Source organism: Blastococcus sp. KM273129 (assembly GCF_021698995.1).
Taxonomy (GTDB): Bacteria; Actinomycetota; Actinomycetes; order Mycobacteriales; family Geodermatophilaceae; genus Blastococcus.
Window position 1 is genome coordinate 1 of the sequence record NZ_SSXB01000104.1, and the last position, 11296, is coordinate 11296.

Genomic DNA, 11296 nt, shown 5'->3' on the forward strand with positions numbered 1-11296 from the left:
AGCTCCCACACCAGGAACGCCGCCGCGCCGAGCACCAGCAGCGACACCCACGGGTCGCCCGCGACCACGTCCACCAGCGGCTGCAGCACCGACTCGCCGCCGGTCAGCGCCGCGGCTCCCGAGGCGCCGGCCACGACCAGGCCGGCGCCCGCCACGGCGACCCGCACGGCCGCGTGCACCCGCGAGCGGCTCACCAGCACGACCAGCGGCAGCCCGACCGCCGCGGCCACCAGCAGGGCGAGCGCCGTCCCGGGGAGCTGCGCGGGTGCGAGCGGTGCGCCGTGCACCAGCCCGGCCACGCCCGCGAGCCACGTCGGAGCACGCGGACCCAGCGGCCGCACCGCGTGCACCGCCACCACCGCGACCGACGCGGCGACCAGCACCTCCACCGGCGGGCCCGGGAAGGGCAGGACCGACCCGAGCGCCGCCCCACCGAGGACGACGGCGGTCAGCAGCCCGGCGCGGGCCAGCGTCCCGCGCGACGACCGCTGCCCCCGCCACCGGCGGCCGGCGGCGACCAGCGGCGCGGTCAGCAGCAGCAGCGCCAGGAGCACCAGGTGCTCAGCGGTCAGCACGGTGCACCCGCCCCGCGGGCGACCGCAGCTCCGGATCGGTTCGCGGGCTCACCCGGCCGACGATGGCGGCCCCGCGTGGGACCGGCCTGGGCGGAGCCTGTGCATCCGGTGTGAACGCCGGCTCAGAGCCCCGGCGGCACGCCCCGCAACCGGACGACGGCGGCGCGGAAGTCGCGCCGGCCGACCGCGCGCCAGGCGGTGCGCACGGCGGGGGAGAGGGCGGCGAGCACGCGGGCGCGGTCGATGGCCGAGGCGTCCTCGAGCACCAGGCCCAGCACCAGCATCTGCTCGCGCCCGGGGAGCGCCGCCCCCGACGCCCGGACGACGGCGGCCCACTCGGCGGCCGGCAGGTGGACGGCGAGCAGCGGCACCAGGTCGGCCTCGTCCGCCGCGGCCGAGGCGACGACGGCGTCCGCGACGATCCCGCACGCACCCGCGAACGCGTCACGGGCGGCCGGTGACCCGGTGGCGGCCCACTCCCGGGCCGCGATCGAGAGGTCGCGGAGCAGGGAGTCCAGCGGCGCGGTCCGGGCCGCCCACGCGGCGACGTGCCACCGGGCGCCGTCCACCTCCGCGGCCGGCAGCGAACGGAGCAGCGCGGGCCACAGCCGCTCCCGCTCGACGGCGTGGTGCCCGAGCAGCACCCGCGAGACCAGGTCGGCGTGCCGGGTGAGCTCGGCGGTGCGGGCGGCGTCGCCGGCGGACGCCCAGGAGGAGAGCTCGGCCAGCAGCCGCAGCTCCCGGTGCACGGCCCGGTGCAGCACCCGCTCGTAGGCGGTGGCGGCGTTGCCCGGGGCGGGGGAGCACCGCTGTCATGGCACCTCGTCCGTGTCTGTGAGTGAGCTGGGACCGACGGTAGGGCGGCGGCGTCCCGGTCGACCAGGGACGGACGTCCCGACCCGGACGGGATCGTTCCGCGGGGCGGGGGCAGGCGACGAACCGGCGCCCGGGCACGAGGCCCGGGCGCCGGTGGCCGGTCATCAGGAGGAGGTGCGGGACAGCCACCCCGCGGCGGCCATGCCCAGCCCGAACAGCACCGTGCCGGGGATGATGCCGTAGCCCTCCGCCGGCAGGGCGGGGGAGACGAGCAGACCGAGGGTCATCCCGACGAGCGCGATGCTCACCGGCGGCGGCAGCAGGCGGCGACGCAGCGCGACGGCGGCGACCAGCACCGGCCCGAGCAGCGTGGCGATCCCGGCGACCGCGGCGAAGCCGGCGGCCGCCTCCTCGAAGGCGTGGTAGCCCTCGTGGCCCATCAGCGGGCGGACGTACGCCTCCGCCACCGAGCTCGCGGGCATGAGCACCATCCCCAGCCACGTGGTGCCGAGACCGGCCAGCGCGGTCCGGGAACCGCGGAAGCGGCGGGCGAGCACGCCGAGCCCGGCGGCGATGAGCAGGGCGCCGACGGCGAACGTCAGGTGCGAGAGCACCCAGGTCGAGGCCTCCGGCGCGGCCTCGTCGTGCTCCAGCGGGTGGAGGGCGTTGCCGACGGCGAAGAGCACGCCGCCGGCCACCAGCGCCGTCACCTCCAGCGCGTCGGAGGGGCGGTGGTCGCGGAGCGCGGGGGAGGAGGTCGGAGCGGTCAGGGGCGGTGCGGTGGTCATGGCGGTCCTCGGGCTCGGGGTGCGTCGGGTCGGGCGACCCGGTCGGCGCCGACGCTCGCGCCCCCCGCTTGCCGGTCGCTGACGGCCGGCTTGCCGTCCCGGCGACAAGTCGGCCGCAAGTGCGCCCGCGCAGGGTCGGCGCCGACCCCGACCTCCCGAGGAGCCGCCATGACCGGCAAGCCCGTCCCCGTCACCCCGCGCGCCGAGGGCGACCCCCGCCCCGACACCCTCGGCATGCGCCTGGCCCACCGCGCGATGCTGCGCGACGTCCGCCGCCTGACCGACCTGCTCCAGCAGGTCGCCGCCGGCCGCGCCGCCGTCGACGCGGAGCGGGCGCGCAGCATCGCCGGCTACGTCGGCGACTTCTGCGACTCCGTGCACCACCACCACTCGGCGGAGGACGACGTCCTGTGGCCGGTGCTGGCCGCCTCCGCCGGCCCGTCGGTCGACCTCGGTGAGCTCAGCGACGACCACGCCGCGCTCGACCCGCTGCTCGACCGCATCCGCGCCGGCGCCGCCGCCGTCGCCGCCCGCCCGGCCGACGAGGACACCGCGACCGCGCTCGCCGTCGACCTCGCCGAGCTGCGCGACACCCTCGAGGAGCACATCGCCGACGAGGAGGCCGCCGTGCTGCCGGCCATCGAGGAGCACGTCTCGGTCGGCGACTGGGCCGCCGTCGAGGCCGGCATCCGCAAGCGGGCGAAGCTCTCCTTCGAGGTGCCGCGGGTCGTCGACGTCGTCACGCCGGAGGAGCGCGCCACCCTGGTCGCCGAGGGCGGGCTCGCCGTCCGGCTGATGCTGGCGCTGCTCGTGCCCCCGTTCCGCCGCCGGGAGCGCCGCGTGTTCGGGAACTGAGTCAGAGGCCGACGGCGGCGAGCTCGGCCGCGAGCCGCCGCCGCACCTCGGCCGCCGCCGCGCGGTGCGCCGCGGCGGCATCCACGTCGCCCAAGAGCCCCGCGACCTCGGCCAGCGCGTCGTCCACCGGGCCGAGCACCAGCGTGCCCGAGTCCAGCCCGGCGACCCGGCCGGCCCACGGCAGCAGCTCCTCGCGCGCGGCCACGGCCGCCCCGACGTCGCCGAGCCGGACCGCGGCGTGCGCGCGCAGCGTCGTCGTCGTCAGCCAGTAGTAGTCGCGGGCGATCGGCCGGCGCCGCGCCCACACCGCCCGCGCGTCGGCCCCGCGCCCGGCGTCGAGGAAGGTGAGGACGACGGCGTCGCTCAGCGCTCCGGGCATCGCGGTGTCCAGCCACTCCATGTCCGCCACCGAGGAGCTGAGGTCCCCGCGGGCGAAGCCGGCGACGAACCGGCCGATCAGCGCCATGAGCCCGCCGTTGGTCTGCCCCGTCTCGGCCAGCCGGGTCGCGATCTCCTCGTAGCGGGCCCGGCCCTCGTCCACCCGGCCGGCCAGCACCAGCAGCGCGCCGGTGTGCACGCCCAGCGCGCCGAGCACGTGCCCGAGCTGGCCGCTGCCCGACAGCGCCACCGCGCGGTCGCCGTGCCGCCGGGCGAGCGCGAGGTCCGTGCGCGCCGACGCGGCGAGGAACAGCAGCCAGTGCGCGACCGCCTGGTGGTCGGGGGCGCCGGCCGCGGTCGCGACGGCGAGCAGCTCCTCGGCCAGCTCCTCCCGCCGGTCGGCGAGGTCGGGCCCCAGCGCCGCGTACGCCCGCGCGTTCAGCGCCAGGCACAGCAGCCGCGGCTCGCCCGGCACCCGGCGGGCCAGGGTCAGCGCCTCCGCGCTCGCCCGCTCGGCCCGGACGTCGTCGACCCCCTCGACCTCGCGGAACAGGGCGACCCAGAGCCGGGCGCGCACGTCGTCGGGCAGGTCTCCGCCGGCGGGGGTCTCCAGCAGCGCCAGCAGCGGGTCCAGCAGCTCGGGGTCCTGGGCGCCGTCGTCGCGGACGGTCCACACCAGCGGCGCGTCCCAGGCGGCCAGCGCGGCCACGTGCAGGTCGCGGCGGCCCAGCCGGGCGGCGGCCCGCACCGCCAGCCGCTGCTGCTCCCGGGCGACGACGGCGTTGCCGGCCCGCGCGTGCGCCGGGATCGAGGGCAGCAGCAGCGCCAGCAGCGCCTCGTCGCCGCCCACCCGCGCTCCCACCAGCTCGTGCACCCGCAGCGCGGTCGCCCACTGGCGGGCGGCGTCGGCGTGCGCGCCGAGCTGCTCGGCCTCCCGCGCGGCGGCCACCACGTACGGGACGGCGTCGGCCGCTGTCGTGGGCCCGGCCGCGGCGACGGCGTGGTGGGCCAGCGTCGTGGCGTCGGCGCCGCGCGCCTCGAGGGCGGCGAGCGCGGTGGCGTGCACGCGGGCGCGGCGCATGAGGGGCAGGTCCTCGTAGAGGGTGTCGCGCACGAGCGCGTGGCTGAACCGCACCTGCCCCGGCGCCGGCTCCACCAGCAGCCCGGCGAGGACGGCGGTCTCCAGCGCGTCGAGCAGCTCGTCGGGGTCGTGCCCGGTGACCGCGGCCAGCAGGTCGACGTCGGTCTCGCGGCCGAGCACCGCCGCCTGGCGCAGCGCGGTCACCGCCGGGCCGGGCAGCCGCTCCACCCGCCGGCGCAGCACCTCCCGCACACCGACCGGCACGCCGGCCCGCGCCGCGGCCGCGCCCTCGGAGACGATCAGCCGGGTGAGCTCGCGGACGAACAGCGGGTTGCCGCCGGTGCGCTCGCGCAGCAGCGCGACGACGTCCCCGTCCGGCTGCTCCAGCCCGTTGGCGCGGGCGAGGACGGCGACCCCGGCCGCGTCGAGCCCGCCCAGCGCCAGGTGCGCCGCGGTCGCGGTCGCCAGCGCCGCCCGGGTCGCGGCGAGCGCCTCGCCGTCCTCGGTCGTGCGGTACGTGGCCAGCACCAGCACCGGACGTCCGGCGAGCCCGCCGACCACCTGGCGCAGCAGCTGCAGGGTGAGGTCGTCGGCGCGGTGCACGTCGTCCAGCACGACCAGCAGCGGTGCCCCGCCGGCCGCGGCCGCCAGCTGGTCGGCCACCGACCGGGCGAGCCGGAACGGGTTGCCGTCCTCGGGCAGCGCGGCGTCGTCGAGCTCGCGCAGCACCTCGCTCCACGGCCAGGCCGGGGGCGCGCCCTCCACCTCGGGGCAGCGGCCCCACGCGGTCCGCCAGCCGCGGCGGCGCAGCTCGCCGGTCGCCGCCTCGACCAGGGTGGTCTTGCCCGCGCCGGCCTCGCCGCCGATCCACACCACGCGTGCGCCGGAGCGGGCCTCGCCGGCCGCGGCGAGCAGCCGGCGCAGCTCGGCGGTGCGGCCGATCGACGGGGGAGCGGGTTCCGGTGCCGGGGGCGCGACCGGGACGGCGGGCACGACCGCGGCCGGCGCGTCGAGCGCGGGGTCCTGCGCGAGGACCGCCGCCTCCAGCTCCCGCAGCTCGCGGCCGGGGTCGACGCCGAGCTCGTCGGCGAGGTGCTCGCGGGCCCGGCGCAGCACAGCCAGCGCGTCCCCCTGCCGGCCGCCGCGGTACAGGGCCAGCGCGAGCAGCCGCACGGCGCGCTCGCGGCCGGGGTGCTCGCGCACCAGCCGGTCGAGCTCCGGGACGACGGCGCCCGCGCGGCCGAGGTCGAGGTCGGCCTCGGCGCGGGCCTCCAGCGCGGTCAGCCGCAGCTCGTCGAGGCGGGCCACCTCCGGCGCCGCCCACGCGGTGTCGGCGACCTCGGCGTAGGCCGGCCCGCGCCAGCAGGCCAGTGCCCGCTCCAGCAGCTCGCGGCGGGCGGCGGCGCCGGCCTCGCCCTGCGCCCGCGCGACCAGGTCGGCGAAGCGCCAGGCGTCGACCGCCTCCCGCGGCAGGTGCAGCGCGTAGCCGGGGGCGCGGCTGACCAGCACGGTGGCCTCGCTGCGGGTGCGGCGGCCCGGCTCGAGCGCCCGGCGCAGGTGCGAGACGTGCACCTGCAGCGAGGCCAGCGCCTTGGGCGGCGGCTCGCCGTCCCACAGGTCGTCGACGATCCGGTCGGTGGAGACGACGTCCCCGCCGGCCACCGCCAGCCGGGCGAGCACCGAGCGCTGCCGCGGCCCGCCCAGCACCGCCGGCGCGCCGGCCACCGCCGCCCGCAGCGGGCCCAGGAACGACAGCTCGACGGGGGGCGCGTCGGGATGCGGCGAGGCCATGGCGGGGGGAACCTAGCCGATCCGGCGGCCCGGCGTCCCACGGTTCCTGCCAGGCTGGGCGCGTGCCGCCCGTCCGCAGCTCCGGGATCCTGCTGTTCCGCCGCGGGGCGGCCGGCGTCGAGGTGCTGCTCGGGCACATGGGCGGGCCGTTCTGGGCGCGGAAGGACGAGGGCGCCTGGTCGATCCCCAAGGGTGAGCACGACCCGGGCGAGGAGGGGGAGGCCGCCGCGCGCCGGGAGTTCGCCGAGGAGCTCGGCCTGCCGGTGCCCGCCGCGGAGCTGCACCCGCTCGGCGAGGTCCGGGGCCGCAAGCTGCTCGCCGTCTGGGCGGCCGAGGGGGACCTCGACGCGGATGCGATCACCAGCGGCACCTTCCCGCTGGAGTGGCCGCCGCGGTCGGGCCGGGTGCAGGAGTTCCCGGAGATCGACCGGGCCGCCTGGTTCGACCTCGCCACCGCGCGGCAGAAGCTGGTCAGGGCGCAGCTGCCCTTCCTCGACCGGCTGGTCGCCCACCTCGCCGGCTGACGGCGCAGACGCTCGCCATCTCCTACGGCTCCGGCGTCGTCGTCCGCCGGCTGGTCATCTGCGCCTCGGGCGCCAGCCGCGACCCGCTGACCGGGCTGCGCAACCGCCGCGGCTTCGACGAGGCCCTCGACGAGCTGCTGTCGGAGGCGGCCCGCACCCGCGAGCCGCTGTCGGCCGCGCTGCTCGACGTCGACCACGTCAAGCAGGTGAACGACACGTACGGCCACCAGGCCGGCGACCGGGTGCTGCGCCGGGTCGCCGACGTCTGGCGGGCCGAGCTGCCGGCCGGGGCGGTGCTGGCCCGGCACGGCGGCGACGAGTTCTCGCTCCTCCTCCCGGGGGTGGGCGGCGCCGACGCGCTCGCCGTCGTCCGCCGCATCTGCGCCCGGCACCCCGACGTCACGCTCTCCTGCGGGGTCACCCAGCACGCGTCCGGCGACGGCGCCTCCCAGCTGATGCGCGGCGCCGACCGTGCGCTCTAGGACGCCAAGCTGCTCGACCGCGGGCGGGTGGAGATCCTCCCCGGTCCGGCCGCCCGCCCCTCCGGCGTCCGGCCGCGCGGCTGACGAATGCGCAGGTCAGAGAACCGTACCGATCGGTTCCCGAACCGGGTCACGCAGCAACTCCGGCAGATCGCACTGCGTGACGGCGCGCACGGTCGTGATCGCGGCGAGACGAAGTGCTTGCCTTCGGCACCCAACTTCCTGGCAGGTTGCCCGCGTCCACGGGGGTGTCGATCGAGGGAGAACGAAGGATGCGGTACTTCAAGGCGGCGGCGGGTGCAGCCGCGGCCATGGCGCTGGTCGTCGTGTCACCGACGGCGGCCGGTGCCGACGACGGCAAGGGGCACGCCCCGGGCGGGGACGTCACCACCGTCGTCGGTGGGCTCGACGGGCCACGGCAGCTGAGCGAGTACAAGGGGCGCCGGCTGATCGTCGCCGAGTCCGACACGGGGGAGGTGACGTGGATCGACCCGCGCGGGGGGCGGTCCGGGACCATCCTGTCCGGCCTGGGCAACGCCCAGGGCGTGGACTACGTGCGCGGCCTGGTCTACGTCGCGATCGGCGAGTTCGCAGGTCCGCCGGAGGCCGGCGAGGGCCTGCCCAGCCAGCAGCTGGTGGAGGCGACGCCGGGCGGGCAGATCCTGCGGACCTGGGACCTGCTGCAGTACGAGCTCGACAACAACCCCGACGACCAGGTCCAGCTGGTCGACGGCGAGCCCGTCGACGCGCTGTCCAACCCGTTCTCGGTCCTGGCCCAGCCGCACCGGATCCTCGTCTCCGACGCGGGCGCGAACGCCGTCCTCTCCATCGACCGCAAGTCGGGTGAGATCAGCACCTTCTTCGTCCCGCCGGTGGTGGACGACGTCGAGGGGTGCGTGGACGCGCCGAACAACCCGGGCACGACCGGCTGCGACCCGGTGCCCACGGAGATCACCGAGGGGCCGGACGGGAAGATCTACGTCGGCACGCTGGGCGCCGAGGTGCCCGGGGCCGGCAGGGTCTACGTGCTCGACCAGCACGGCAACCAGGTGGGCGCGATCGAGGGCCTGACCAGCGTCACCGGGGTGGCCGTCGACCGGAAGGGCACCGTCTTCGTGTCCAACGTGCTCGAGGGCATGCCGATGGGCGAGGGCGAGCCGCCGGCGGACTTCGACCCGTCGACGGTCGGCGAGCTGACCCGGATCGACCGGGACGGCTCCCGGCACACCGCGCAGGTCACCATGCCGACCGGCCTGGAGTTCGAGGGTGGTGACCTCTACGCCTCGGCGTGGAGCATCGCCGGCTTCCTGGGGATGCCCTCGGCCGGGGAGATCCAGAAGGTCGGCCCGGGGGCGTTCACCCCGGCGCCCTGATCCACCGGTAGGGCCGTCGAGGGCGGCCGGGGGAGTTCCCCGGCCGCCCTCGCGGTCGTCCGCGGGCGGGTCAGGGCAGCCCGGCGTGCGGAACGGCGACCTCGGTGGCCAGCAGCACCGCCTCGCGCGCCGCGGACCGGGTGTGCTCGTAGAAGTCGGGGGCGCAGCACAGCAGCAGCGTGCGGCCGTCGTCGCCACCGAGCGCGCAGGCGTAGACGCCCAGCCCGTCCGGCGCGGCGATCTCGTCGACCACCTGCCCGCCCGGCGCGACCCGCAGCACGCGGGAGCCCAGGCCGTCGGCGACCCACACGTGCCCCTCGGCGTCCAGGGTGCAGCCGTCCGGGGCGACGGCGACCTGGCCGATCAGCTCCTCGACCGACCCGCCCCCGGGCACCGGGCCGAACTGCGCCCACGTGCGCCGCGGGCCCAGCGAGCCGTCGGCGGCGACGTCGAAGGCCGAGAAGCGGTTGCCCCAGGTCTCGCCGACGATGAGGGTGCCGCCGTCGGGGGTGATCACCGAGCCGTTGGGGAAGCGCAGCCCCTCGGCGGCCACGCTGACCGTGCCGTCGGGATCGACCCGCTTGAGCGCGGCGGGGGCGGGCGCGCCACCGCCCATCAGGTCGAAGCCGAAGTCGCCGACGTAGGCCCGGCCGGCGGCGTCGACCACCATGTCGTTGAGCGGCCCGCCGCAGACGGCGGAGAGGTCGGCGTGGGTGGTCACCTCGCCGTCGGTGACCCGCAGCAGCCGCTGGTCCTTCATCGACACGACCAGCAGCGAGCCGTCGGGCAGCCAGCCCAGCCCCGAGGGCTGGTTCTCCACCTCGAGGACGACGGTCTCCGGGCCGCCCGGGGCCACCCGGCTCACCGTGCGCCGGTAGAAGTCCGACACCCACCACTGCCCGTCGCGCCACCGCGGACCCTCGAAGAAGGAGCCGCCCTCCAGCACCGTCCGGAACGCTCGATCAGCCATGCCGCGGGACGCTACGACCTCCCGGCCCCGCCGACCACCTCCCGTTTTCCCCTCGGCCGACCTGGGCACGGTGGCTCCATGGCGACGGAAGACGCGCACCGGTGAGCGTCCGGGGCCTCCTCGAGCGAGCGGTCCGGCGCGTGGAGGCGCTGGAGGTGCTGGACGCGCCCGGCTACCAGGTCGAGCACGGCATCTCGCTGACCTTCCTGCTGGCCGGCCGGTACGCCCGCCCGCTGCAGGACCTGCTCCACGGCGTCTGGTTCGGCCACCCCCTGCACCCGTTCCTGGTCACGGTGCCGATCGGCTCGTGGGGCGCGGCGGCCCTGCTCGACGGCCTGGACGCGACCGGACGCGGCGGGCCCGGGGCCGGCCAGGCGGCGCGCGCGGTGGTCGGGCTGGGGATCGCCGGGGCGGTCGGCGCGGCCGCGACCGGGATGACCGACTGGCAGCACGCCCACGACGAGGCCCGCCGGGTCGGGATGGTGCACGGCGCCCTCAACAGCACCGCGCTCGCGCTCTACGCCTGGTCGTTCGCCGACCGGGGCCGCGGGCGCGCCGCGCGGGCGCGGGCGACGGCGGCCGCCGGGTACGCCCTCGTGCTCGCCAGCGGGTACCTGGGCGGGGTGCTCTCCTACCGCCACCGGCTCGGCGTCGACCACTCCGCGGCCGGTCGCGCGCCGCGGGTGTTCACCCCGGTCGCGCGCCTGGCCGACCTGCCCGACCGCGAGCCGGTCGAGGTCGCGGCCGACGGCGTCCCGGTGGTGCTGGTGCGCACCGACGAGGAGGTGCGGGCGCTCGCCGGGCGCTGCCCGCACCTGGGCGGCCCGATGGCCGAGGGGTGGCTGCACCGCGACGAGCTGGTCTGCCCGTGGCACGGGTCGAGGTTCGACGTCGGCACCGGCGAGCCGGCGCAGGGGCCGGCGACCGCGCCGCTGCCCTGCTACGACACCCGCGTCCGCGACGGCGCGGTGGAGGTGCGGCGGCGGGCCCGCTGGCGCACCCCGACGGCGGTCACGACGGTGGAGGAGGCGTCCCGGTGAAGGCCGACGAGGTCCTGATCGCGCACCACGACGTGCTGCGCGGGCTGCTCCGCGAGCTCGCGGAGACCCCCGACGCCGAGACCGGCCGGCGGGAGGAGCTGCGCGACCGGTTCCTGCGCGAGATCGAGGTGCACGCGCAGATCGAGGACGAGCTGTTCTACCCGGCGGTGCCCGAGGTCTCGCCGCTGCTGGCCCTGGCGCACGCCGAGCACCGGCAGATCGACGACCAGGTCGCCACCGTGATGCGCATGGACGTCTCCGACCCGGAGTTCACCACCGAGGTGCGGATGCTGGAGAAGACGGTGCGCCACCACACGATGGAGGAGGAGCAGCGGATGTTCCCCCAGTCGCACGCCCTGGGGGAGGAGCGCCTCGAGCAGCTCGGCGAGCAGCTGCGGGCCCGGAAGCGGGAGCTCGAGGAATCCGGCGGGATGCGGCTGATCGTGCGGCTGAAGCGGGCGACGCTGCGCCACGTGTAGCCGCGGGGCGGTTCCCCGGCCGTGCGCGCACGGCCGGGGAACCGAGCCGGACGCTCCTATGACGCGTCAAGGGCTGAGGGTGGGGTTTCGAGGCGTCGGTAGAGCTCGCGGGCGATGTAGCGCTTGAGGCAGCGTTTGATCTCG

At 77.6% G+C, this 11296-nt stretch carries 11 protein-coding genes; 6 read left to right on the forward strand and 5 right to left on the reverse strand.

The window, feature by feature from the left end:
* From E9565_RS19955 to E9565_RS19965, 3 genes are all read right to left on the reverse strand, one after another.
* The coding region (locus tag E9565_RS19955) for a hypothetical protein (protein ID WP_236836573.1) at positions 1–575 on the reverse strand (575 nt) is incomplete at its 3' end.
* A 122-nt stretch (positions 576–697) separates the two neighbouring features.
* Positions 698–1339: a hemerythrin domain-containing protein gene (locus E9565_RS19960; protein WP_236836574.1), complete on the reverse strand. Its 642-nt coding sequence runs from the start codon at positions 1337–1339 to the stop codon at positions 698–700.
* Positions 1340–1555: 216 nt separating this feature from the next.
* The gene (locus E9565_RS19965) at positions 1556–2179 is read right to left on the reverse strand and encodes a hypothetical protein (RefSeq protein WP_236828887.1); all 624 of its coding nucleotides are present in this window, start codon (positions 2177–2179) and stop codon (positions 1556–1558) included.
* 168 nt (positions 2180–2347) lie between these two features.
* Between E9565_RS19965 and E9565_RS19970 the strand changes: the two genes are divergently transcribed.
* The gene (locus tag E9565_RS19970; RefSeq protein WP_236833590.1) at positions 2348–3034 is read left to right on the forward strand and encodes a hemerythrin domain-containing protein; all 687 of its coding nucleotides are present in this window, start codon (positions 2348–2350) and stop codon (positions 3032–3034) included.
* Between the two features lies 1 nt (position 3035).
* On the opposite strand, the gene E9565_RS19975 is transcribed toward E9565_RS19970, so the two are convergent.
* Positions 3036–6284 (reverse strand): BTAD domain-containing putative transcriptional regulator, encoded by a 3249-nt coding sequence (locus E9565_RS19975; protein WP_236828649.1) that lies wholly within the window; start codon positions 6282–6284, stop codon positions 3036–3038.
* Between the two features lie 62 nt (positions 6285–6346).
* Between E9565_RS19975 and E9565_RS19980 the strand changes: the two genes are divergently transcribed.
* The 3 genes from E9565_RS19980 (at position 6347) to E9565_RS19990 (ending at position 8663) form a co-directional block, all read left to right on the forward strand.
* Entirely contained in the window at positions 6347–6808 is a 462-nt protein-coding gene (locus E9565_RS19980) for an NUDIX domain-containing protein (protein WP_236828650.1), read from the forward strand.
* A 56-nt stretch (positions 6809–6864) separates the two neighbouring features.
* Positions 6865–7290 carry a GGDEF domain-containing protein gene (locus tag E9565_RS19985; RefSeq protein WP_308191123.1) on the forward strand — a complete coding sequence of 142 codons (426 nt, stop codon included), beginning with the start codon at positions 6865–6867 and terminating at the stop codon, positions 7288–7290.
* 272 nt (positions 7291–7562) lie between these two features.
* A complete protein-coding gene (locus E9565_RS19990; protein ID WP_236828651.1) occupies positions 7563–8663 on the forward strand; it encodes a ScyD/ScyE family protein in 1101 nt (366 codons plus the stop codon).
* A 70-nt stretch (positions 8664–8733) separates the two neighbouring features.
* Here the strand turns inward: E9565_RS19990 and E9565_RS19995 are convergent, their stop codons facing one another.
* Positions 8734–9633 (reverse strand): SMP-30/gluconolactonase/LRE family protein, encoded by a 900-nt coding sequence (locus E9565_RS19995; RefSeq protein WP_236828652.1) that lies wholly within the window; start codon positions 9631–9633, stop codon positions 8734–8736.
* Positions 9634–9734: 101 nt separating this feature from the next.
* Here E9565_RS19995 and E9565_RS20000 point away from each other — a divergent pair, with 101 nt between their 5' ends.
* Positions 9735–10673: a Rieske 2Fe-2S domain-containing protein gene (locus E9565_RS20000; RefSeq protein WP_236828653.1), complete on the forward strand. Its 939-nt coding sequence runs from the start codon at positions 9735–9737 to the stop codon at positions 10671–10673.
* The gene (locus E9565_RS20005) at positions 10670–11152 is read left to right on the forward strand and encodes a hemerythrin domain-containing protein (RefSeq protein WP_236828654.1); all 483 of its coding nucleotides are present in this window, start codon (positions 10670–10672) and stop codon (positions 11150–11152) included. The genes E9565_RS20000 and E9565_RS20005 overlap by 4 nt, the downstream gene beginning before the upstream one ends.
* The last annotated feature ends 144 nt before the right edge of the window (positions 11153–11296 follow it).

Coding starts and splice junctions, on each gene's coding strand:
- E9565_RS19965 (WP_236828887.1), bottom strand. CDS start 2,179: ATGACCACCGCACCGCCCCTGACCGCTCCGACCTCCTCCCCCGCGCTC.
- E9565_RS19970 (WP_236833590.1), top strand. CDS start 2,348: ATGACCGGCAAGCCCGTCCCCGTCACCCCGCGCGCCGAGGGCGACCCC.
- E9565_RS19975 (WP_236828649.1), bottom strand. CDS start 6,284: ATGGCCTCGCCGCATCCCGACGCGCCCCCCGTCGAGCTGTCGTTCCTG.
- E9565_RS19990 (WP_236828651.1), top strand. CDS start 7,563: ATGCGGTACTTCAAGGCGGCGGCGGGTGCAGCCGCGGCCATGGCGCTG.
- E9565_RS19995 (WP_236828652.1), bottom strand. CDS start 9,633: ATGGCTGATCGAGCGTTCCGGACGGTGCTGGAGGGCGGCTCCTTCTTC.